The 22,014-nt window shown below is 58.3% G+C and carries 20 protein-coding genes; 14 read left to right on the top strand and 6 right to left on the bottom strand.

The window, feature by feature from the left end:
* Positions 1–4: 4 nt before the first annotated feature.
* Together AWB74_RS35665 and AWB74_RS35660 are read left to right on the top strand one after the other, a co-directional pair.
* Positions 5–985 (top strand): ABC transporter permease, encoded by a 981-nt coding sequence (locus tag AWB74_RS35665; RefSeq protein ID WP_061151325.1) that lies wholly within the window; start codon positions 5–7, stop codon positions 983–985.
* A gap of 253 nt (positions 986–1,238) precedes the next feature.
* Entirely contained in the window at positions 1,239–2,030 is a 792-nt protein-coding gene (locus AWB74_RS35660; protein ID WP_143749378.1) for a hypothetical protein, read from the top strand.
* Between the two features lie 140 nt (positions 2,031–2,170).
* Here the strand turns inward: AWB74_RS35660 and AWB74_RS35655 are convergent, their stop codons facing one another.
* Positions 2,171–3,094, bottom strand: coding sequence for a LysR family transcriptional regulator (locus AWB74_RS35655; RefSeq protein WP_061151323.1), 924 nt, complete (start codon positions 3,092–3,094; stop codon positions 2,171–2,173).
* Positions 3,095–3,396: 302 nt separating this feature from the next.
* Between AWB74_RS35655 and AWB74_RS35650 the strand changes: the two genes are divergently transcribed.
* From AWB74_RS35650 to AWB74_RS35615, 7 genes are all read left to right on the top strand, one after another.
* Positions 3,397–4,278, top strand: coding sequence for an intradiol ring-cleavage dioxygenase (locus AWB74_RS35650; protein ID WP_061151322.1), 882 nt, complete (start codon positions 3,397–3,399; stop codon positions 4,276–4,278).
* Positions 4,275–4,625, top strand: coding sequence for a Dabb family protein (locus AWB74_RS35645; RefSeq protein WP_061151321.1), 351 nt, complete (start codon positions 4,275–4,277; stop codon positions 4,623–4,625). Before AWB74_RS35650 ends, AWB74_RS35645 begins: the two co-directional genes overlap by 4 nt.
* A complete protein-coding gene (locus tag AWB74_RS35640) occupies positions 4,612–5,688 on the top strand; it encodes a maleylacetate reductase (protein WP_061151320.1) in 1,077 nt (358 codons plus the stop codon). Before AWB74_RS35645 ends, AWB74_RS35640 begins: the two co-directional genes overlap by 14 nt.
* 58 nt (positions 5,689–5,746) lie before the next feature.
* Positions 5,747–6,031 (top strand): YciI family protein, encoded by a 285-nt coding sequence (locus AWB74_RS35635; RefSeq protein WP_061151319.1) that lies wholly within the window; start codon positions 5,747–5,749, stop codon positions 6,029–6,031.
* Between the two features lie 148 nt (positions 6,032–6,179).
* Positions 6,180–6,983 (top strand): SDR family NAD(P)-dependent oxidoreductase, encoded by an 804-nt coding sequence (locus AWB74_RS35630; protein WP_061151318.1) that lies wholly within the window; start codon positions 6,180–6,182, stop codon positions 6,981–6,983.
* Positions 6,984–7,384: 401 nt separating this feature from the next.
* Complete coding sequence (iolG, locus tag AWB74_RS35620; RefSeq protein ID WP_061151316.1) at positions 7,385–8,377, top strand: inositol 2-dehydrogenase; 993 nt, start codon at positions 7,385–7,387, stop codon at positions 8,375–8,377.
* Between the two features lie 105 nt (positions 8,378–8,482).
* Complete coding sequence (locus AWB74_RS35615) at positions 8,483–9,391, top strand: LysR family transcriptional regulator (RefSeq protein WP_061151333.1); 909 nt, start codon at positions 8,483–8,485, stop codon at positions 9,389–9,391.
* A 284-nt stretch (positions 9,392–9,675) separates the two neighbouring features.
* Here AWB74_RS35615 and AWB74_RS35610 read toward each other — a convergent pair whose 3' ends face one another.
* Positions 9,676–10,164, bottom strand: coding sequence for an Hcp family type VI secretion system effector (locus AWB74_RS35610; RefSeq protein WP_035498061.1), 489 nt, complete (start codon positions 10,162–10,164; stop codon positions 9,676–9,678).
* Positions 10,165–10,548: 384 nt separating this feature from the next.
* Here AWB74_RS35610 and AWB74_RS48720 point away from each other — a divergent pair, with 384 nt between their 5' ends.
* Positions 10,549–10,683: a helix-turn-helix domain-containing protein gene (locus tag AWB74_RS48720; RefSeq protein WP_143749377.1), complete on the top strand. Its 135-nt coding sequence runs from the start codon at positions 10,549–10,551 to the stop codon at positions 10,681–10,683.
* Positions 10,684–11,023: 340 nt separating this feature from the next.
* Here the strand turns inward: AWB74_RS48720 and AWB74_RS35605 are convergent, their stop codons facing one another.
* The gene (locus AWB74_RS35605; protein ID WP_061151315.1) at positions 11,024–12,187 is read right to left on the bottom strand and encodes a TIGR03118 family protein; all 1,164 of its coding nucleotides are present in this window, start codon (positions 12,185–12,187) and stop codon (positions 11,024–11,026) included.
* Positions 12,188–12,668: 481 nt separating this feature from the next.
* Between AWB74_RS35605 and AWB74_RS35600 the strand changes: the two genes are divergently transcribed.
* The 4 genes from AWB74_RS35600 to hpnJ all read left to right on the top strand — a co-directional run bounded on the left by AWB74_RS35600 (position 12,669) and on the right by hpnJ (position 17,464).
* Positions 12,669–13,085: a cupredoxin domain-containing protein gene (locus AWB74_RS35600; protein WP_061151314.1), complete on the top strand. Its 417-nt coding sequence runs from the start codon at positions 12,669–12,671 to the stop codon at positions 13,083–13,085.
* A gap of 229 nt (positions 13,086–13,314) precedes the next feature.
* Complete coding sequence (gene hpnI, locus AWB74_RS35595; RefSeq protein WP_061151313.1) at positions 13,315–14,499, top strand: bacteriohopanetetrol glucosamine biosynthesis glycosyltransferase HpnI; 1,185 nt, start codon at positions 13,315–13,317, stop codon at positions 14,497–14,499.
* A gap of 46 nt (positions 14,500–14,545) precedes the next feature.
* Positions 14,546–15,556, top strand: coding sequence for a lysylphosphatidylglycerol synthase domain-containing protein (locus tag AWB74_RS35590; RefSeq protein WP_061151312.1), 1,011 nt, complete (start codon positions 14,546–14,548; stop codon positions 15,554–15,556).
* Positions 15,557–16,042: 486 nt separating this feature from the next.
* Positions 16,043–17,464, top strand: coding sequence for a hopanoid biosynthesis associated radical SAM protein HpnJ (hpnJ, locus tag AWB74_RS35585; protein WP_061151311.1), 1,422 nt, complete (start codon positions 16,043–16,045; stop codon positions 17,462–17,464).
* A gap of 150 nt (positions 17,465–17,614) precedes the next feature.
* Here hpnJ and AWB74_RS35580 read toward each other — a convergent pair whose 3' ends face one another.
* The 3 genes from AWB74_RS35580 to AWB74_RS35570 form a co-directional block, all read right to left on the bottom strand.
* Positions 17,615–18,742: a YncE family protein gene (locus AWB74_RS35580; protein ID WP_061151310.1), complete on the bottom strand. Its 1,128-nt coding sequence runs from the start codon at positions 18,740–18,742 to the stop codon at positions 17,615–17,617.
* Between the two features lie 1,049 nt (positions 18,743–19,791).
* Positions 19,792–20,988, bottom strand: coding sequence for a C4-dicarboxylate transporter DctA (gene dctA / locus AWB74_RS35575; protein WP_327362899.1), 1,197 nt, complete (start codon positions 20,986–20,988; stop codon positions 19,792–19,794).
* Positions 20,989–21,043: 55 nt separating this feature from the next.
* Positions 21,044–22,006 carry a hydroxymethylglutaryl-CoA lyase gene (locus AWB74_RS35570; protein WP_061151309.1) on the bottom strand — a complete coding sequence of 321 codons (963 nt, stop codon included), beginning with the start codon at positions 22,004–22,006 and terminating at the stop codon, positions 21,044–21,046.
* Positions 22,007–22,014 lie beyond the last annotated feature (8 nt).

The raw sequence follows: 22,014 nt of genomic DNA, 5'->3' as shown, positions 1-22,014 counted from the left end.
GGAAATGGACCACTCTCAACGGCTTCTCAATCTCGCGATTCGGCTCGTGCTGCTCGTCGGCATGCCGGTGATCTTCGGCCTCAGCGTCAATCACTACTTCTCACAGGCCAACTTGTACGCGATTTTCCAGGCGTTTGCCTTCCTTGGAATCATCGCCCTCGGTCTTTCGGTGACGATGGTTGCTGGCGAATTTGACCTGAGCGTCGCGGCAATCTCGACGGTGGCCGGGCTCATCACTGTGAAGTTTGGCGGCGATAGTTCGATGCTCGGCATCCTGTATGCGGTCATCTTCGGTGTAGTTGTCGGTGTCGCGAATGCGGCGCTTTTGCCATGGCTCGGCGTCTCCTCGTTGGTGACAACTGTTGGCTCGATGATGTTCTTGACCGGCGTGGGGTATTGGCTCGCAGGGGGGCGTGTCTTGAGTTACGGCAATCTCGACGTCAGCGACTTTCTTGACCAAAGCGTGGCAGGCATCTTCTCACCGCGAAGTCTCATCACAATCGCCTGCTTTGTCGTGGTTTCGCTGTTCCTCCGCTTTACCACGCTCGGTCGTGACATTTACGCATCCGGCGGTCATCGTAAGGCGGCGATTCAGAGTGGTGCACGGGTTGGAAAGGCTCTGACGGTCGGCTTTGTCATCTCCGGTGGGCTGTCGGCTCTGGGCGGAGGCCTGCTCTCGCTGAGCCTCGCGACCGCCTCCGCGACGATGGGCAGCAACATCCTGCTCCAGGCGGCCTCGGCGGCCATCGTCGGTGGGGTCGCGCTGGGCGGCGGTATCGGTTCACCACTCGGTGTCGCAATGGGCGTCCTGATTCTCACCATCTTGAACAACGGGCTTGGTTTGTTGAACGCGACGTCAACACAGATTCTCCTCGTCAACGGCCTCTTGCTTTTGATGGTGGTCCTGCTCGACGGCCGCCTGGGCGCAGTCCTGGCCTCCCCAATCGAACGATTCGCGCGAAGAAAGACGGCCACCACCGCGTAACGCTTCCAATGCTCCTGTACGGCCGACGTGCTTTTGGCGCGTCGGCCGCTTTTCATTTCTCCGTTCATAACCAGGCTGTTCGAGAGGCAACGGGGACGGGTGCGAAACACGCACAGGGCAGTTTCCAGTCTGCCGCAGCAACTCAGTCGAAAGCGTTGAGGTGGTTCGCCGTTGCGCAGTGTAAGCGGGAGCAATACTATCGAGTGAATCAGGCACGAGGCGTCTGCGTACCCTTCCGCTAGGCAAATCAGCAGTGAACAACTCGCGATTTCTCGCGGCGTTATCCGCACCGTTCGTAGTGGGCGGTTTACTACACTTCGCCTATCCGCTAGTACAGCCAGCGGATTATCATCATTTTGCCGACACTCGGCTCATTTGTGGCGTGCATAACGGCGCGGATGTTCTTTCCAACCTTGCCATCCTCGCCGCGGGCCTAGTGAATCTGCATTGGTGCTGGCGACATCGCGCCTCTGGCGCTGTTCAAATGCCCGGCATGCTAACGGCCTCGCTAGGGTTCGTGATGGCCGCCGCCGGTTCTGCGGTCTATCACCTCCGTCCGACGGACGCGACGTTGGTATGGGACCGCTTGCCGATGACAGTCATTTTCGCGGGCGTCCTTGCGATGCTTTATACCTCGGTCACGGGACGAAGAGCTCTCTGGTTGCAAATGGCATCGTTGGTCGCGGCAGCCATGCTGACGGCGCTCATCTGGGCTCGGTTCGGAGAACTGTGGCCATACGCGCTTCTTCAGTACGGCGGTCTCGCCGCCGTCGTCGGATTCACTATCTCGCGCAAGGTCGCCAACCCGAGCGGATGGTGGGCCCTCATTTGCTGGTACGGCGTTGCGAAGCTGTTTGAAATGTTCGATGCGTCAATTTGGGTGGCGACGGACCATGTTGTGGCTGGTCACGCGCTTAAGCACATCGCTTGCGCAGCGGCCGGCTTCGCCCTCCTTGGTATCGTCAAACAAAGCAGGTCAAGCGAGTCGAACGTTTCAGCGGGAAGGGTTGCTGCTGAACGACGAGGCCCGGTTCGAGGTCGTTGAGAGGTCGTTGAGAGAAGAGGGTATTGGCCGGCTTCCGCCGGGATACATGCTCGGGGCCGAAATCATATTTCCGCTGGGCGGAAATATCGTCGAACACGATTCGGCGGTAATGCACCGAAGCCCCAAGCGGTGAGCCTCCTTCAAGTTGAAAAGGTCATCCAGCGTTCCTCGAGATTGAGGCTTTTCACGCGCTCAATAAGGAAGTCAGTGAAAACTCTAATTTTTGCCGGCTGGTAGCGCCGGCTCTGATACGCCAAATTGATGGTCAGACGTGGTAACTGCCAGTCCTCGAGCACTGGGACGAGACGACCAGACACGATGTCGTCGTGAATGATGTAGAGAGGCTGAACAACGATGCCCAGTCCCGCACGTCCTGCGGCGACGATGACCTGGCCTTCGTTCGAGTCCAGGGCGCTGGTGATGGCGATATTCCTTTCTTCCTTTCCTCGACGCAGATGGAGCAGGTACGGGTCGACGGCCAAGTTGTAGACGAGCATCTTGTGCTGCTCGAGCTCCTCGGGGTTCTGAGGACGACCGTGCTCGGCGAGATAGGCTGGCGAGGCCGCCATTATCCGTCGCGTCTCAGCGAGCCGCCGAATGGTGATGCCCGAGTCTCCCTCATGCTCCTTCGTGCGAATCGCGATGTCTATTCCGGCTTCGATGAAGTTTTGATACTGGTTCGCCGCGACGATTTGCACGGACAGATTCGGATATCGCTTGAGGAACTCGGGAAGCGCCGGAGCGATGTGCATCATCGCGAACGACACGGAACTGGTGACCCGCAGGACGCCTCTCGGGCTGACGGCCTCTTCGGACGCGATTGAATCGGCTTCAGCAAGCTCAGATATGACTGCCGTGCAGCGACGATGATATTCGCGGCCCGCATCGGTGAGCCACATGCGCCGGGTCGTACGTTCAATCAGCCTGGCGCCGAGCTGCTCCTCCAATGAACTCAAGGTTCTACTGGCTGCGGCATTAGACATGTCGAGCTGCTCAGCAGCTTTCGACAAGCTACCCAGGTCGGCGGTAAGCACAAACAACTGCAATTGCGTCCAGCGGTCCATCGCATCTCTCTCTTCTATTGCTCTTGGAAAAATCGAACGGGATTCTTCCACCCGTTGCGGCCCAATATGCCGCAGAGACTTGAAGAGATAAACCGACTGGAAATCTTCGATTTGTAGAGTCAATTTCTACAATTCGCTGTCTTCGCAGACGGCGAGAGGACGGTCGCGTGACGTTCCACATGCCAACGCCTCTATTCTTCCGGCGAGAGGAAATGTCATTTCACTTGGGGGCATTTTATTTACGCGGACGACCCTTTACCTTTCGTCTTCATACGCCTGAGCGCACAACGGAGACACGCACGATGCGCAACATCAACGAAGACACCATTACCCAAGCCGTCATCGCCTCTTTCGCTGACTGCAAGAATGCGAGACTGAGGACCGTGATGACGAGTCTGGTTCAACATCTCCATGCTTTTGCCCGCGACGTCCAGCTCACCGAGGACGAGTGGTTCAAAGCAATCAAATTTCTCACGGAAGTCGGTCATATCACCGACGACAAGAGACAGGAGTTCATCCTACTGTCCGACACGCTCGGCCTTTCGATGTTGGTCATGTCGCAGAACAACCGGAAGCCATCGAACTGCACGGAAGCCACGGTATTTGGACCGTTCTACGTAGAGGGAGCACCTCTGTACAGCAACGGCGATGACATCTCCAATGGTGCTAAGGGTGCGCCTTGTTATGTGAAGGGCCAGGTGCGCGGTGCGGGCGGCGAAGCAATTGCGAATGCACAAATCGATGTTTGGCAATCGGATGAAGACGGCTTCTATGATGTCCAGAACTTCGACGAGGCGGGCAACGCCATCCATCGCGCTCGGGGCCGACTGAAAGCCGATGCAGAAGGATTCTTCAACTTCCGCTCGATTCTCGCTGAAGCGTATCCGATTCCGCACGATGGACCAGTCGGGCGCATGCTCACGGCCGTCGGTCGTCACCCGTGGCGCCCGGCACATCTGCATTTCATGATTGAAGCGCCGGGCTACGAGACGCTCATCACGCACGTCTTCCGTGACGGTGACCAATACCTCGACTCGGACGTCGTGTTCGGAGTGCGCTCATCGCTTATTTCCGAATGGAAGCGTCATGAACCGGGCGTGGCGCCGGATGGCAGAGAATTCGAAATTCCTTGGTATTCGCTCGAATACGACTTCGTGCTTAACCCGTCGGAGGTACACGCGTGATTCGACATCTCGTTATGTGGCGAGTGGCTGGTGACACACCGGCCGAACGCCTGGCTGCCTCGAACCTAGTCAAGACCAGCTTTGAACGCTTGCGTGGTCGTATTCCCGGGATGCTCCGCCTCGAAGTCGGTCTCGATCACAGCAGAGTTGACTACTCCTGCGACGTTGTTCTTGTCACCGAGTTCGATTCCCAAGAAGCGTTAGAAGCGTATGCATCTCATCCCGAGCACTTGCGCGTGCGCGATGAACTAGGCGGATTGCGCACCGCGCGATTCCAGGTTGATTACCAAGCAGACGCAGGCCTGAGCGCTGAGCGTACAGGGGAGTACCTTCATGCAAAAGCGTGAGTTTATTTATCAAGCGCGGGCCGGACGGGTCGTGTTCGGCCCGGGCAGCTTGCAGCATCTTGAACGCGAGGTGCTGGAACTGAAGTCGGAGCGCGCGCTTATTTTGTGTAGCCCCGAGCAGAAGGAGACTGGCGAGGCCGTTGCTGCACGACTTGGACAGCGTTCGGCTGGGGTGTTCGACCGGGCTGTCATGCATGTGCCACTCGAATTGGCGAAGGAAGCTCGTGCGTTGGCAAAGGAGCTAAAAGCCGATTGCGCGATTGCGGTCGGGGGCGGGTCGACGATTGGGTTGGGTAAGGCAATCGCATTGGAGTCGGACCTGCCGATTCTCGCCGTACCGACGACATACGCAGGCAGCGAAATGACGCCCATCTATGGCATCACCGACGCGGGCCTGAAGAAGACAGGTACCGACCTTCGTGTGTTGCCAAAGACCGTGATTTACGATGCTGACCTGACAATGTCACTTCCTGTTGCGTTGTCGGTCACGAGCGGAATCAACGCCATCGCACATGCTGCAGAAGCGCTCTATTCACGTGACGCGAATCCTGTGACGAGTCTGATGGCGGAAGAAGGCATCGCCGCGCTCGCACGTTCATTGCCCGCTATCGTCGCCGACTCACGCAACGTCGAAGCTCGTGCCGACGCGCAGTACGGGGCATGGCTTTGCGGAACAGTCCTTGGCAGTGTCGGCATGGCGCTTCACCATAAGCTGTGCCATACGCTCGGCGGAAGTTTCAATCTTCCGCACGCGCAAACGCACACCATCGTTCTGCCGCACGCACTGGCCTACAACCGCGAGGCCGCACCCGACGCGATGCATCGCATTGCGCGTGCACTCGGTACAGATGATGCGGCGTTGGGCGTCTATGAACTTGCCAAACTCTGCGGTGCCCCTCTCGGCCTCAAGGATATCGGGATGTCCGCCGAGGATGTTTCGAAGGCTGCTGATATTGCGAGTTCGAATCCGTACTGGAATCCGCGACCGATTGAGCGCGAGCCGTTGCTCGCGCTTTTGCGTGACGCCTTCGACGGCGTCGCGCCGCGCGCGGCGACCGCCTGACGTCGGAAACGCGCGAGCTTTCGATTCATTTGCTCGAACGGAAGAAAAGGAGACAGCAATGCATTTCACCGTCTACTGCCTTGACCATCGCGGGATGGTCGAGCGTCGTCTCGAGAACTATGACGCCCACAAGGCCTATCTGCAGACCGCCCCAGTCAAGACGCTGATTTCTGGTCCGCTGACGAAATCGGACGGCCAAACGATGATTGGCAGCTTCTTCCTCTATGAAGCTGACGATATCGAAGAAATCGAGAAGTTCGTCGAGAGCGACCCATTCAACAAGGCGGGCATCTGGGACGAGGTCGACATCAGGCCATTCATCAAACGCGTCGATAACCGCTAAATCCGCAAGCTCGCGCCATTCTTCGAACGCCTCGCAAAAGCGAGGCGGTGGGGCAGCGCGCGTCTGGAAAGATGCAGAACGCGTCATAGGGAGACAAGCAATCGCTCCGGACGCACTTAAGAATACGCAACATTAGATTGGAGACATCATGGAGACAGGCCTCGACGGAAAGATTGTGCTCATCACGGGTGCCGCGCAAGGCATCGGTCGTGCAACGGCTCTGGGCTTCGCGCGCGAAGGCGCTCGGCTTTGTCTTATCGACATCGACGCGAACGCGCTCAAGGAAGCCGAATCTGAACTGCGCACGCTTGGCACGAATGTGACGATTGCGCAGGCGGACCTGTCCACGGCCGACGGTGTAAAGAGCGGCATCGACGCAGCCTTGAAGTCCTATAACGGCCAGGTCGACATTCTGGTCAACAACGTCGGCTCCGGGAAGGTCCGCACGTTCGAGGAGCTCTCGGACGAGGAATGGGACTTCACGTTGAATCTCAATTTTATGAGCTATGTGCGGACATGCCGCTACTTGTTGCCAGTCTTACGTAATCGCGAGAAGCCGGTAATCATCAACAACGCGTCGGACCTGGCTCGTCAACCTGAACCTGTTCCGATTGACTATTCAGCATCTAAGGCAGCCGTGCTTGCCCTCACGAAAGGCCTCGCGCGAGCGGAAGCTCCGAAGATTCGTGTGAATGCCGTCGCGCCCGGACCGGTCTGGACCCCGTTCTGGACGAAGGAAGGCGGCTTCGCAGACACGATGGGCAAGTTCCACGGAATGTCTCCAAAGGAAGCAGTGGAACACGAGTTGTCTCTGCGTCACTTGCCGCTGAATCGCCTGGGCCAGCCTGACGAAGTGGCTAACGTGATTGTCTTCATGGCATCTGACCTCGCCTCGTTCGTTACTTCGGCGGTTTGGGGTGTCGACGGCGGCAGTATCCGCAGTCTCATCTAAAGCAGCGGAGTAGGGAGTGCTTTCACGACTTCATTGTTCCGAGGACCAAGGTATGTCTACCCATCACGCCGTCGATGCGAACGTATCGCAAAGGGAGCGCGCATTCCTCGTCGAAGCGCTCGAGTTGTTAATGCGAGAGCGCTCGAATGCGCTTCGCATTGCGACCGCAGTCGCAAAGGCGCGAGGTGAGCGTCTCCCTGACGTGCGGGACTTTGGTCTCGACGACATCCTGCGTCTTAGCAGACAACTCGCGGAAGGTGTGCCTGCTGAATCGCAGGAAATCCATATCGCCGGCCCAACGTGCGTCAAAGAAGAACCGGCTGCCCGTCGCCGACGGGCGTCCTGATGTCAAATTAAGAATCGTTAGTCGGACGTTGCTCCGCGAACTGTAGGAGATTGAGATGTTACGTATCGCTGTTCTCGGTGCAGGACGCATCGGAAGGATTCATGCTGCTAATGTGGCCGCCGACCGTCGAGTAAAACTTGTTGCAGTAGCCGACCCATACAAGGAGGCCGTCGAGGCGCTTGCTGCTGACCTTGGGTGCGACGCGTCTCTAGACTGCAAATCAGTCGTTGACCGCGAGGACGTTGACGCCGTCATCGTCGGCACGCCAACTGACACGCATATCGACCTCACGCTGCAGGCGGTTCGACTGGGCAAGCCGGTTCTCTGTGAGAAACCCATCGACCTTGATATCGACCGCGCCCTCGCAGCGGTCGAGGAAATCGAGCGTCTCAATGGACGCGTCATGTTGGCTTTCAACCGGCGTTTTGACCCGGACGCGATGCGGCTCAAGCAGGCTATCGAGGAAGGCGAAGTCGGCGATGTCCGGCAGGTCGTCCTCACGAGCCGTGACCCGGGCCTTGCGCCGCGTGAGTACCTTCGGCACTCAGGCGGAATCTTCCGGGACATGACCATCCACGATTTCGATACCGCTCGCTGGTTGCTGGGAGAGGACCCGGTCGAAGTGATGGCGATGGGTAATCGGCTGGTCGACCCTGGCTTGGAGGAGCTCCCGGACTACGACAGCGTGATGGTGTTGCTTCGTACAGCGTCCGGCAAGCAATGTCATATCAATGGCTCGCGTCAGGCAGTGTATGGCTTTGACCAACGCGTTGAAGTCTTCGGTTCGAAGGGTATGCTGCTGAACGAAAACCATCGCCCATCGAGCCTCCGCCGCTGGACGAGTGAAAGGACCGAGGCGCGCGAGCCCCTGCTCAACTTCTTCCTTGAGCGGCACGCGGACTCGTACAAGGTCGAGCTGGACCGCTTTCTGACGGCGCTCGAAGACAACGCCCCGATGCCGGCAACCCCTCGGGATGGCATTCGCGCCTTGCGAATCGCGAACTGCGCCATCGAGGCAGCGAATAAGGGCTGCGCAGTCAAAATCTAGCCGGCCGGGTCGCGCGGAAAGCGAAGCAGGAAAACTAACTTCGGGTTGACAGTTCGACGACTTTTGCCCTATATGAAGAATAAAACTCTTCAATGGGGCGGGGGCATGGCGCAGGTCGATACGTTTAGCGGAATCGTGATTTTCGTCACGGCCGCGAAATCGCGCAGCTTCACAGATGCCGCCGAACAACTTGGGCTAACGAAGTCCGCAGTCGGAAAGGCAATCGCAAAGCTCGAGGAGCGCCTTGGCGCGCAGCTCTTCCATCGAACCACGCGAAGCATCTCTCTCACGGCGGATGGCGAAGCGTATTTTGCTGCCTGTGCGTCCGCGCTTGATGAGATTTCGACGGCGGAAACCGCGCTCGGCCCGGGACTCCAACGTCCCGTCGGTCGCCTGCGCATCGACATGCCCGCAGCATTTGGGCGACGCATACTCGTTCCAATCTTGCTCGACATCGCGAAAGCCCATCCCGACTTGCAGTTCACGATGACCTTCTCGGACCATTTGATTGACCCGGTAGAAGAAGGTGTCGACCTCGTTATCCGCTTCGGAGAACTCAAAAGCTCGAGTGGTTTGGTCGCCCGTCGGTTGACGCGTCAGCGCATGGTAATCGCAGCGTCACCCGAATATCTTGACCAGCACGGAACGCCAGCGCGACTAGAGGACCTGGCGCAGCAGAAATGTATTGTGGGTTATCGACGCGGGGTGCCGCTGTCGTGGCGCGTCAACCTCGAAGGCGAGTTGCATCGCTTCTCCGCGCCGGGAACCTACCAAATCAGCGACGGCGACTCGATTGTCGAAGCGGCTCTTGCAGGCATGGGGCTGTGTCAGATGCCGATGTCGCTGTTACGACCACACTTGGAATCAAGAACGTTGGTCTCAGTTCTTGATGACGTTTCGACCGAGCTTATCGATGTACATGCAGTCTGGCCGAAGGTAGCTCATTTGAGGCCGAAGGTGCGCCATGTGGTCGACACCTTGGTCGCACTTGCTGAAGACGGTCGACTGGACTGACTTCACGAAAGCGCCGCATTCCCAATTTAATGGATCGACGCACGACGGAGAAACCAAGGTGCTTCTAGTAAAGGCACCGGGCGGATGACCGGTGTCCATCTTGTCGCTCCGGCTTTCGCGGACTCGCATCATCATCATGCTGTGTGTCACAAGGTCCACGTGCATCATCATTGGGAGCGTCATTGCAAGTAAGCGCGTTCAGCTCTTGAACGCCGAAACCCCGTCCGGATTGCGACGGGGTTTTTTGCCCCGTTTCGAGAGGCGCGTCTCTCATCAACCCAACATCAAGCCTTCGGCGCAAGCCATGAATCTTCGGCTTCGATACCGTCCGGTTCGTACGTCCACGTGATCTTCTCGTACGTGAACGCGAGGTCTTCCATGTGGCCCATTTGCTTGTTGTTCGGGTCCAGCGCGTTAGGCGTCCACGACTTCATATTCGTCAGAATCGCGTTCGACAACTTCACGGTGTAGTACTTCTCTTCCGTGCCCTTCGGCGAGATGCGGTAAAACTCCAGCGACACGTCCTTCATCTGCTCGCCCGAGGTCAGCGCCTGAAACAGCTTGGGCGACGACTTGTCGATTTCCTTGGTGATCGTCATCGCGCCATGCACACGCTTGCCGGTAGGCAGACCAGTCTGCGGGCTCTTCGGGATTTCGATGGTGTGATCGACGGCCTGGACGAGAATCTTTCCTTCGTGACCCTGGACTTTGTTCGAGCCTTCGATCTTGCCTTGGTTTTGGCCTTCGAGGGTGAGGTAGCACGGCATCGGCATGATCTGTTCTCCGGTTTGATTGGCGCGTTTCGTTTAGCGCATGGGATGAATTCTGCGAGTGCGCAGTTACGGCCGCGTTTCAGAAAAGCGGATTCAGATTACGAATGAAACATAGGGCGCACGCCGCTTCGACGCCAGCGCGGAGCATCCGCATTTCATCCTCCACACGTGGGGCTTGGGCGATCCTGCTCCGGACCACGCAGAGAAGAAGAGGATCTTCGACCTGAAGCCCGGCATTCTCGCCTGATGCACCGCGGGCGCGGCTGAATCCATGGGACTTAGCTACCTCCCGCGGTTTGCGAATACGCTATCCGTTCTGAGAGTCGCGAAATTGGACGTCAATATGACCGCAGACAGCCCGCCTGCCAAAAATCAAGCAAGGCTATGGCGCGAACCGGCCTTCGCGGGAGCGGAAATGTTACGTACGTTGCCATCGAGATGGGATACCACGACCAAGGACACCTGAGTCGGGAATTCGCCCGCTTCTTTGGTGTGCCTCCAGGAAGGGCGAGACGCTAAATTCGCAATTTTCTACAAAACCTTCCGGACTGAAGACCGCAAACTGTTTGCCGCCGCTCCTTTCCCTGCCTCTCTTGTCACTCTTGTGGTATGGCAGGGTGAGTATCCATGCGGAGACGAACGAGGGCTAGCACGCACCCACAGTGGGCTTTTCTTTGCGTCTTACTGGCCTCCGATTATGCTCGGAGCGCGCCCCTTGGCGAGGCGTGGTTTAGATCATCCCCACTTCGGCCCGCTGATGCCAGCGGGCCTAATTTTTTATCTGCGCTTAGTAGCTCTTGGGCTACTGATGGCGCGGGTGCCGTTCAACGCAGGCGATTAATGCGTTTTCGGACGGTTGTCATTTGCGGTGGCTCACCGGCGTGATCGTGCCGAATAGTCCATTGGCCTCGTTGTTCGGACCTGCCGAGAAGTACACGGTGTCCGAACTCGAATTGCGGCCGCCACCTAGTGTCAGGGTCCACAAGCCATCGATAGCCACAGGATTGCCATACGCATCCTCTAACTGATCGATGAGCGTGCCATCGTCGTCGAAGACATTGATTCGGCCATCGCCGAAATTGCCGATCAAAATCTTTCCGCTGAAGCGGCCGAAATCGAACGACGCGCGCGTGATGCCCCAAGGCGAATTGAGCGTCCCCCGGCTTGCGAAGCGGCGCAGCAGGTGACCGTCCGTGTCGAAAACATCGACGAATCCGTGACCAGTGCCTGCAACATCGTCGTGGTGTTGTTTGTCCTGCTGCGCATACGTGACGAAAAGATCGCCATCGATGTTAGCGATGCCAAAAGGCGCGTATCCGGCCGGAATGTGATGGTCGATGAAGCCGCCATCCGTCGTCGCGGCCATGTACAGGCCGTTGCTCCCGCCGCTCGGCCCAAATACGTCGATTCGTCCCGAGCGAAAGTTGGTCGCAAACAGAAACTGGCCTTTCACGTTCACCCCGAGAGCGAGGCCCTTATAGACGGCGCCGACGCCGGCGGACGGGGTAGATGAGTTATCGACCGCGATCACGGCGTTGTTCGCCGGATTCAACCCGCCCGCCCAGGCCGAAATCGTGCCGTCCTCGGTCGAGAATATGAATGCGGCCGGGATCGTCGTGCCTGGCACAAGAAACGCGGCCGAGGCATTCCATACCATTCCCGTCGGTGCCGCAGGCGCCGGATTCGATGGGTTGTTGTGATTGGCGGAACGACAGGCGCCGGGCGATATGACATTGCCTGGCAGTGGGATCGATACCTGCAGCGTCACCTTCGTACCCTCGCCGTCATATAGCGTGGCACAGCCCGTGGCGTTGTCGTTGATCCAGAAGGGACTGCCTGCAGGACTGAAAGCAATACCCCAGGCGTTCTGCAGCACGCCGTCCATTTTTGGGGCCGCGCCTGCCAGGTTGGACACGAGCGGTGTGACAATGTAAGCATCGTCATGCGCCGCATACCCAATCGTAAGGCCGGCGGCGAGGACAACCGCGGTCGCTGCTTTGAGACATCCAGAGACGTGAGACATAGCACCCTCCTTGGTCGGACTGGTGAGGACCTGCTCTAGAAATCGACGTTGGAGGTAGGTAAACGACGGCTATTCCCTGAAAATTCCCGTTGCACCCAAAAATTCTGTTGTCCAAAAGATCGTCTGCGAAAAGGAGAAGGGCCATCCGAAGTCTTTCGGGACCACATAGGCTCGAGCAGTCGAGTAGGGATGAGGCGGCGCACAGAATTGAGGTATCAAAGCGCGTCCTTGCAGCTCTATCGTTTGTGTTTGGCAAATCGAGTCAGCGCGCCATGCACGCGCAGTTGCGCCAATCCACAAACGTCGTGCGGAATATTTCAAAGTCCGGCCACGTTCTATTCACGAGGTTCTGATACTGGCGAACACGGCGCCCTCATCGCCGATATAGGACGCAGGTCGTGCTTGCGCCTGCCGCCATAAATGGAGCGCTTGACTAACTAGCGCTCGGAGCCGGAAAACGCCTTCATTTTGAGGATGAGAAATGAATATCGACAGAAGCCATGCGGCGTGTTTGCTCGCTGCGATTGCGCTGGTTGCGCCCCTGAGCGGTCACGCGAACGAGATGATTCATGTCAAGCTCACGGACAACTCCATTCAACTCGATACCAATGCGGCGAAGGCGGGGCACGTCACGTTCGAAGTGACGAACGCAGCGGACAGCAATACCGTACATGAATTTGTTGTATTGAGGACAGACACTGACGAAGCACGGCTGCCGGTCCAGAATGATCAGGTCGAGGAAAGCCGGGTCAGGAAGATGGGCGAGGTGGAAGACCTGGGGAAGCATTCGACCAAGCGCCTGTCATTGAAGTTGGCCCCTGGACGCTATGTGCTTATTTGCAACCGTCCGGGACACTATGCGATGGGCATGCATAGGTCCTTCGTCGTTGCGCGCTGAGACAATTTCCATCCTGTGTCTTTTGAGCGGATATCGACGCGTGCAAGGTTACAGTCACGAGCGAAATCGAAAGCTGACAAATTCGCGCAACGGATGATCGCCGGCTTGTCCGGCTTGCAAGAACCCCCGACCGCCGGAAGAGGGCCACAAAGGGCGAGGTCATTAAGGCTGCCTTAAGCATCGGTGACGCAGGCTTCCATGTCCCACGCACGCTATCGTCCGGAGGCATATGGCTCAACCGCATGTTGTCCACTTGTTCTTCGCCCTCGCTGCCGCGTTATCTGCGCTGTGCGCAGGGCTGGGGATTGTGTACACCGTTACGGCCGGTTTCCTAATGCGCCGGTTCTTTTCTCGCCCGATCATCGCGCCTGTTTGCTTCCCCGCAGTCACCATCGCCAAGCCCTTGCACGGTGAGGAATGGCAGTTACTGGAGAACTTGACGAGTTTCGTCGAGCAGGACTATCCGGGACCGGTTCAATATGTCTTTGGCGTCCGCGACCAATGTGATGCGGCGCTCAGCGCGGTCGGCATTCTGCGCGCGCATTACCCCGAGAAAGACATAACCGTCGTGGTGGACGGCAAGATGAACGGGCCCAACCGGAAAATTTCCAACCTTACAAACATACTCGATCGCGCGGAGCACGATGTGCTTTGCTTCGCCGACAGCGACGTCCGCGTCCGGCCAAGCTTCCTTCGCGATATCGTAGGCGCGCTTCAGCAACCCGGCGTCGGGTTGGTCACCAGCGCTTATCGCGGATTGTGCGCGCCCGGGTTCTGGCCTCGGGTCAGTTCCGCCATGACCGACTATCATTTCCTGCCCGGCGTAGTGACCGGACTGTCCATCGGCCGCGCCCGACCCTGCTTCGGCCAGACGATTGCGATGACACGGGCAACGCTGCTGCGCATAGGCGGTCTTGCGCAGTTTGCGCATCATCTCGCAGAGGACTACGCTATTGGCGAAGCCGTGCGCGACAGCGGCTTGGCGGTTGTCGTTCCGCCGTTCATCGTGCATCACGCCTGCGTCGAAACCAGGCTCTTGCAACTGATAGCACACGAGCTGCGGTGGTGCCGCACGATCCGCGCTGCAGATCGGACGGGGCACCTCGGTGCTGTCCTGATGCATCCGTTTCCGCTTGCCTTGCTCTCCGTACTGTTCTCATGGGGCAATCCGCTGGCGTGCGGGCTGGTCGTGTTGACGCTCATTGTCCGCGCGATGTTGATCTGGCAAACGGATCGCGCGACGCGTGAGCGTTGTAGCGGCTTTCCCTGGTTGCCGCTCTGGGATGTCCTTCAATTCGTAATCTACGTCGCGAGCTTTTTCTCGTCCCGCGTGTTATGGCGTGGACAGAGCTTCGATGTCGACGAGGACGGTCTGTTGTCATCGTGTGTTCAACATGACGCAAGCCTGAAATGACCATCGCCTCGACGATGAACCTTCTTCCTGAACGAGCCATGTGCGGATGAAACATCTCGGTTCAGTCGCCGCATTGCTTGGACTGCTGATTGCCGGATGGCTCATCTGGCGCGATGATCCTGTAGCGATCCTGCATCTGCTGGAGTCCGCCGGCGTGGGCCTGGTGCTCGCCGCCCTCGTGCATATCATTTCGATGGTGCCGAACGCATGGGATTGGCGCATGTTGATACGTGATGCGGAGCGCCCCTCCATGGCGACGATGCTTCAACTCGTCTGGATTCGCGAGTCGATCAACGGACTGCTGCCCGTCGCGCGGATCGGCGGCGAGATCGTTTCGTTTCGATTGCTCGGACGTGTCGGCGTGCGCCCGGAGACAGCCGTGGCGAGTCTCGTCGTAGACATGCAGCTCACGGTGATCAGCCAGGTCGTCTTCGCACTGATAGCCCTCGGATACGTGCTTGAGCATACCTCGTCGGATTCCGCGCGTCTGGCGGGAAGGTTGGCGTGGGGTTGTGCGGGACTGCTGCCCGTGCTCTTGCTGTTCGCGCTCGTGCAACATGCCCGGCCCTTCGAACGTGCCGCGCGAACGCTCAACCGGGTCACGAGCGGAAAGGTGTACGCCCTCGTTGGCAAGTCGGCGCGCATCGATCAGTCCATCAAGCTGATCTGGCGGCAGACCGGCGTAGTGGTTCGCTACCTGTTCATCTGGCAAACGCTGCAGTGCCTGGGTTTGGCGCTTGAGATCTGGGTTGCGTTGCGCGTGCTGGGATCGGACGCAAGCTTCGTGACCGCGTTCGTGCTTGAGGCGCTGATTCAGCTCGTGAGCAGTGTGGCCTTCGTCGTGCCGGGCAACATCGGCGTGCAAGAAGGCGGCTTCGTTCTGATCGGTGGCATGCTGGGCATCGATGCCTCCACCTGCCTTGCGCTGGCAGGCGCACGGAGAGTGCGAGACTTACTGTTCTTTGCACCGGGACTCATTTTCTGGCACGTGGCCGAACGCTCGTTTGGTCCACGGCGCTCAACGGCTGTGAAGCCGGGCAGCGCGAATGGAAAGTGAGCGACGTGATAACAGACAGCAGGAAAGGAAGTGAGCCAAAAGTGAACGGAGGCGCGATCAGCAAGCGATTCGTATGGTGCCAAAATCCGCTGTGTCGCATTTAACCGGGTGCCTCCGGAATAAGGACGAATTCGCCGTCGAACGGCTGATTCACGGCTTCCATCCACCTGTGCTGCGACGGCAAAAACGGCCTTTAAGGCCTCCGCGAGACGGACCCATACGACGAGCGGCCCCTGTAATCTCGATGTCAATATCAGGAGGGGCGAAGAGACCAAAGGTTTGCATTTCAACAGTCGGGAGCCGTAGTATTGTTGGGCAACTCACCTTCAATGCGTACTTTCACGCAGGCCAGGGTGACGTCCGTACGGTTATCCCGTGACCAGTACGGCTTCTGAAAGCCTTATTCAATTCGCGGACATCGGCGATGTCTGGCGAGTCCTGCAGACGACTGTTCTCGCGAACAGGTGGTTATCTTTGAGGGCATCTATGAAAACGCTGTTTCTACAAGCACCTTCGTTCGACGGCTTCGATGGTGGAGCGGGCTCACGATTCCAGACGAGGCGCGAGATTCGATCATTCTGGTATCCGACGTGGCTCGCGCAGCCCGCGGCGCTGGTCGATGGCAGCCGTGTCGTGGACGCTCCCGCAGATGGCCTGTCTCTGGATGCGACGCTCGACATAGCTCAGGAATATGACCTGGTCATCATTCATACGAGCTCGCCATCGTTCCCGAGCGACGCGCGATTCGCGGAGCATTTAAAAGGACGCAAGTCCAGCATCCTGATCGGAATGGTCGGCGCAAAGGTAGCGGTAGACCCTCACGGCTCGCTTGCCGCGAGCGATGCGATCGACTTCGTGTGTCGTGAAGAATTCGATTTCACTTGTCGCGACATCGCGCAGGGACTTTCATTCGAATCGATTCTCGGTCTCAGCTATCGTTTGCCCGATGGCGGAATTATGCACAACGAAGCCAGGCCGATCCTGGAAGACATGGACCAGTTGCCGTTCGTTGCGCCCGTCTACAAACGCGACCTTACGAGTGAGAATTACTTCAGCGGCTACCTCAAGCATCCGTACGTTTCTCTCTACACAGGCCGAGGCTGCAAATCGCGATGCACCTTTTGCCTCTGGCCCCACACGGTCGGCGGTCATCGCTATCGCACCCGTTCGGTCGAGAACGTCCTCGAAGAAGTGAAATGGATCAGGGACAACATGCCCGAGGTCAAGGAGATCATGTTCGACGACGATACCTTCACCGATCTGAGGCCGAGGGCCGAGGAAATCGCACGCGGCCTTGGCAAGCTAGGGGTGACGTGGTCGTGCAACGCGAAAGCGAACGTGCCGTATTCAACCCTCAAAGTGATGAAGGAAAACGGATTGCGGCTCCTGCTCGTCGGCTACGAATCCGGCGACGACCAGATTCTTGTGAATGTCAAAAAGGGGCTGCGAACCGATATGGCGCGCCGCTTCAGTGACGATTGCCGCAAGCTCGGTATCAAGATCCACGGCACATTCATTCTTGGGCTTCCCGGCGAAACGCACGAAACAATACAGAAAACGATCCAATATGCACAAGAGATTAATCCCCACACGATCCAGGTATCGCTCGCCGCGCCCTATCCGGGGACAGTCCTGCATAAGCAAGCCGTGGAGAATGGATGGCTCCAGGAAAGCAAGGTCATCACGCTCGTCAATTCCGCCGGCACCCAGCTGTCAACCATCGGTTATCCGCATCTGTCTCGCGAAGAGATTTTTCTTGGCGTTGAGGAGTTCTACAAGCGCTTTTATTTCAGACCGACGAAAATCTGGGAAATCGTCCGAGAGATGCTGGTCAGTTGGGAGATGATGAAACGGCGTCTGCAAGAGGGCGTGGAGTTCTTCAGATTCCTTCGCGACCACAAGGCGTGATACCTAAGGACTGCAACTTGAAATGCACGGTTTCGCGGACCGTCGCGCCGCGCGCGACGATTTGCTGGCCAGACTACGCAGATCGCACGATGCGCCGGAGTTCGATCGCTCTCCGGCGCATTCATCTCCACCTGTTTTTCTTCGAGTCGCTTACTTCGTCGTAAAGACCGAGATGCCGCCGTTCGCAAACTGGGTCGAAGAGCCGGGCTGGAAGGGCACGTAAACCTGGCCGAGCGTGCCGTCCACGGCGACGGAGTGCGCCCCCGCTCCGATCGAGACCTTGTAGAGCAACTGCCGCGTCGTGCCGTCGATCACGCCCATTTGCGGGGTGAATCCCGACGCCGCCGCGGTGCCGCTCGATACATAGTGCCGCGCGGGCAAGAAGTATCGGTTCGAGGCGGAATCGTAAGTCACCTGATCGACGCCGCCGAAAGGCACCGACGCCAGTTGTGCGCCGGTGTTGCGATCGAGAATCAGCGTGATGAGCGGATTGCCGGCCGAAGGATCGCATCCCACGAGAATGTCGCTGTTCGGCCCGAGCGCGAGGCCGGAAGGCGAGCACTTGCCAAGCGGGAACGCCTTGCTGATCTTGAGCGTGCCGGTGCTCACCGAACTCGCCGCGATGACGTCGAGTTCGCCGTCCGGGTTCGCGGTGGTGCCGTCGTTATTGATATAGAAGTTCTTCGTGGTCGAATCATAGGTGCATGCTTCGAGCCCCGAGGATCCGTTGAAGACGAGCTTCGACACGACAGCTTGCGTCGTGGTCGAGAGGATCGTGACGTAGGGCGGCGTCTCACCGGGGCTTGCGAACATCACGAGATGATCGTCCGGGTCGTAGCAGCCTTCATCGACGCGTGAGCCCGAATTGCTGATTGCGATCGTCTTGATCGTCTTAAGCGCATTGGTATCGACGACCTTGACCGAGTCGACATCGCCCACGTAAATCGTATTTGTGCCGGTGATGCCCACGATGCCATCGGGACCGGAAGCGTCTGTCGTCGCGCCGACGCCGGCGAACGGGCCGGAGATCTGAGCGATCAGCGCGTTCGATTTGGTATCGACGACATCGATAGCCTTGTTGTTGCGATCGGCAAGATAGTAACGGCCCGCTTCCGTATAGCCGATATCGAAACTGAACGGAGGGCTCGATGCATTGGGAACGGCGATATTGGTAATCAGATTCGGACTCGATGAAGCAGGACCCGAATCGTCATTACCGCCGCATCCGGAGACGACGACAGTGGCAGTAAGCAGTAACGCGAGCACAGGCATTTTCATGAAGCGACTCCCCTTTGGTGGACCAAACCTCACGGCGTAAGCATGCGCAAGCATCTTTCACAATGCACAACAAATAAATTGATGGTTGCCATATGGAACCGTTGATGAACGTACGAAGACTGAAAGATGCGCGTCGCTGGCGCGGTCCTGTTTCAGTAATCTTGGGAGCCCCTCGAAGGCTTCATGTCGCGAGCCCGCGTGATGCGAAATCGCGAGGGGCCTGAGTCTTCATTCCATTTGCAGGGAGGAGCGCGCGCATTGCGTTGTAAATCAATGGTTGGAGATTCGAAAGTCAATTTCCTCGACCGGAAGTCGCTATCCGGCGTCCGCCAAAGGCAGCCTTGGTAGAAACACCGAGGCCTGACCCGATGGGCGTCTAAAGCTATTCGTCTTCTTAAGCTTGCGCTAAGGTTAGATAGCTTAAAGTTCGGCTAGCCGATAGCTATGATCCAGAAAGTAAATTGGGTCTGCGAAATAAAATGCGGTCACGGGTCCGTTCGACGTGGCTCGGCCACATCGATCTGATTTCTCGGACCCTCTCCCTTGCGGTGCAATCATTCAAGTTAGCGATATTGTCCGCGGCCAGAAGGCGCGCTTTTTCAAAGCGCGTCTGATGCCGTCCGCTCCGGGATCACTGCCATTGAAAGGGATGTCGCGAAGATGCCTTTGACATAGTCGGGAATGTTCACGGTCAGGCGGGTTTGCTTATCGGCGTGGATCAACCCGATTCGGCATCGAATGCGAATAAAGAGGCGTTCGCTCCGACTCAACCGTTACGCGCCTGCGGGAAGGTCCGTCGAGACGTCGTTGAACGTTTGTTCCAGCGGCCCGCCGTTCATCGTCCTATGGCTATCGGACACATTCCATGCAGGGACGAAATGGCAATCAATGACATGAATTGGCAGGCCCCTGGTCTAGCAGGCTGTTGAAATATCCCTTTGCGAACGCGCGCTCGCTTATTCGGAAGAGCTAACGCGATGCAGTGTTCCGAATGAATTGACGCCTACTTTCCGTGATTCGGATGCTGACGATGCCGTTTTCCTTCTCGCTTACTCTTTCAAGCTGCCTGAGCAGCAAGAGTTCGCATGCGGGTCAAGTTGTACGCGGCCTGAGGGCACGGAACTGAGCGTCGCAGCCAGAACGATGAAGGCGCCGCCGCTGACGCTCGCCGCGCCCTTGGACGTGAGCAGCAGGACGAGAAGCAGCGTGAGTTGATGGCCGATACTGAGCGTACTGTCCGTCGCCTGTGCGATGAAGATAGCCAGCACGGTCATGTTGATGCAACTGCCGTCGAGGTTGAACGAATATCCGGCGGGCACGACCAGACCGACGACGGACTTCTCGCAGCCGAGCTTCTCGAGCTTCGCCATGAGACGAGGCAGTGCAGACTCCGACGAAGAAGTGCCGAGCACGAGAAGCAACTCTTCGCGGATATAGCGCAGAAAGGCGATCAGACTGAAACCCGCGAGCCTGCATACTGCGCCGAATATGACGAACACGAAGACGAGCCCGGTCAGGTAGTAGGTCAGGAGAAGCTGCCCGTACGAACTCAGCGAGACCACGCCGTACTTGCCGATCGTGAAGGCAATCGCGCCGAACGCACCGATCGGCGATACATACATCACGATGCGGACCATGTTGAAGAAGGTGTTCGCGCCGGCATCGATCACGGAAAGCAAGGGCTTGCCGCGTTCGCCGAGCATCTGCAGCGCGAACGCGAAGATGATCGAGATGAACAGCACCTGCAGGATGTCGCCTTCCGCGAATGCGCCGAAGACCGTCGTCGGAATGATGTGCGACAGGAAGCCGACAACGCTCTGATCGTGTGCGGCCTTGGTGTAGGCAGCGATCGACGACACGTCGAGCGTGCGCGGGTCGATGTGCATCCCGCCGCCCGGCTTCATGATGTTCACCGCGATCAGGCCGATGGCGAGCGCCAGCGTCGTCATCGCCTCGAAGTAGATCAGCGATTTCATGCCGACGCGTCCCACCGACTTGATGTCGTTCATGCTGGCGATGCCATGTACCACCGTGCAGAAGATCAGCGGCGCGATCATCAGCTTGATGAGCTTCAGGAAGTTGTCTCCCAGCGGCTTCATCGCCTCGCCGACGGCGGGATAGAAGTGCCCCAGCAGGATGCCAAGGATCACCGCGATCAGGACCTGGAGGTACAGATGGTGAAACCATCGCTTGCGCGGGCGCGGGATGGCTTGCGTCTCGAGGGACGCTTCTGTTGCGATGCTCATGGCTTGTCTCCTGCAATGTTCGGATTTGGGGTCGGCTTATATGCCGTTCACCACGTCAGTTAATGTCGAAAGCACGTTGTTCCGGCCGACCTTCGCTGGCGGCGCCCGGCATCGCGTGCAGATCGAGACGACGGCCCGCCTTGAGCAACTGACTCGGCACATCGTGTCCGATCAGGCCCGGCAGCAGCGCCGACGCCGACAACAACGCGGAAAGATCGACGCCCGTGTCGTAGCCGTCGAGTTCGAGCATGTGAACGAGCTCTTCCGTGCACACGTTGCCGGTCGCGCCCGGCGCATACGGACAGCCGCCGAGCCCGCCGAGCGATGCATCGAAACGGTCGATGCCCGCATCGAGCGCGGCCAGCGTGTTCGCGAGAGCCATGCCGCGCGTGTTGTGGAAGTGCAGTGTCAATTCGAGCGCGGGAAAGCGCTTGCGTGCCGCCGCGCACAACGCGCCGACCTGCGACGGAAACGCCATGCCGGTCGTATCGCAGAGCGTGACGCCGTGTACGCCGAGATCGGCGAACCGCTGCATCCAGCCGAGCACGGCCTCCTGCGCGATGTCGCCTTCCATCGGGCAGCCCATCGCGGTGGACAGCGACACGTTGATGGCGACGCTCGTCTGCTTTACGACGCCGATGACATCGCGCAATTGCGCGAATGACTGCTCGCGGCTCATGCGCAGATTCGTGCGGTTGTGGCTTTCGCTCACTGACATCACCAGATTGACTTCATCGACGCCGCACGACAGCGCGCGTTCCGCGCCGCGAATATTCGGCACCAGCACGGTATAGACGATGCCTTTGCGCCGCGCGATGCCGTGCATCACCGCCTCCGCATCGCGCAGGGCGGGAATCGCTTTCGGCGATGTGAACGAGGTCACTTCGATCTTCGCGTAGCCGCACGCGCTCAGGTCGTCGATGAGCGCGATCTTCGCGTCGGTCTCGACGAATTGCGCTTCGTTCTGGAAGCCGTCGCGGGTCGCGACCTCCTGGATATGAACACGTTTGCCAGTCATGGCGCGTT

Source organism: Caballeronia arvi, assembly GCF_001544695.2.
GTDB lineage: Bacteria > Pseudomonadota > Gammaproteobacteria > Burkholderiales > Burkholderiaceae > Caballeronia > Caballeronia arvi.
Note: the sequence above shows the minus strand (reverse complement) of the source record. Positions and strands in the feature narration are given on the sequence as shown.

Coding starts and splice junctions, on each gene's coding strand:
- AWB74_RS35665 (WP_061151325.1), top strand. CDS start 5: ATGGACCACTCTCAACGGCTTCTCAATCTCGCGATTCGGCTCGTGCTG.
- AWB74_RS35655 (WP_061151323.1), bottom strand. CDS start 3,094: ATGGACCGCTGGACGCAATTGCAGTTGTTTGTGCTTACCGCCGACCTG.
- AWB74_RS35650 (WP_061151322.1), top strand. CDS start 3,397: ATGCGCAACATCAACGAAGACACCATTACCCAAGCCGTCATCGCCTCT.
- AWB74_RS35640 (WP_061151320.1), top strand. CDS start 4,612: ATGCAAAAGCGTGAGTTTATTTATCAAGCGCGGGCCGGACGGGTCGTG.
- AWB74_RS35635 (WP_061151319.1), top strand. CDS start 5,747: ATGCATTTCACCGTCTACTGCCTTGACCATCGCGGGATGGTCGAGCGT.
- AWB74_RS35630 (WP_061151318.1), top strand. CDS start 6,180: ATGGAGACAGGCCTCGACGGAAAGATTGTGCTCATCACGGGTGCCGCG.
- iolG (WP_061151316.1), top strand. CDS start 7,385: ATGTTACGTATCGCTGTTCTCGGTGCAGGACGCATCGGAAGGATTCAT.
- AWB74_RS35615 (WP_061151333.1), top strand. CDS start 8,483: ATGGCGCAGGTCGATACGTTTAGCGGAATCGTGATTTTCGTCACGGCC.
- AWB74_RS35610 (WP_035498061.1), bottom strand. CDS start 10,164: ATGCCGATGCCGTGCTACCTCACCCTCGAAGGCCAAAACCAAGGCAAG.
- AWB74_RS48720 (WP_143749377.1), top strand. CDS start 10,549: ATGGCGCGAACCGGCCTTCGCGGGAGCGGAAATGTTACGTACGTTGCC.
- AWB74_RS35605 (WP_061151315.1), bottom strand. CDS start 12,187: ATGTCTCACGTCTCTGGATGTCTCAAAGCAGCGACCGCGGTTGTCCTC.
- AWB74_RS35600 (WP_061151314.1), top strand. CDS start 12,669: ATGAATATCGACAGAAGCCATGCGGCGTGTTTGCTCGCTGCGATTGCG.
- hpnI (WP_061151313.1), top strand. CDS start 13,315: ATGGCTCAACCGCATGTTGTCCACTTGTTCTTCGCCCTCGCTGCCGCG.
- AWB74_RS35590 (WP_061151312.1), top strand. CDS start 14,546: ATGAAACATCTCGGTTCAGTCGCCGCATTGCTTGGACTGCTGATTGCC.
- hpnJ (WP_061151311.1), top strand. CDS start 16,043: ATGAAAACGCTGTTTCTACAAGCACCTTCGTTCGACGGCTTCGATGGT.
- AWB74_RS35580 (WP_061151310.1), bottom strand. CDS start 18,742: ATGAAAATGCCTGTGCTCGCGTTACTGCTTACTGCCACTGTCGTCGTC.
- dctA (WP_327362899.1), bottom strand. CDS start 20,988: ATGAGCATCGCAACAGAAGCGTCCCTCGAGACGCAAGCCATCCCGCGC.
- AWB74_RS35570 (WP_061151309.1), bottom strand. CDS start 22,006: ATGACTGGCAAACGTGTTCATATCCAGGAGGTCGCGACCCGCGACGGC.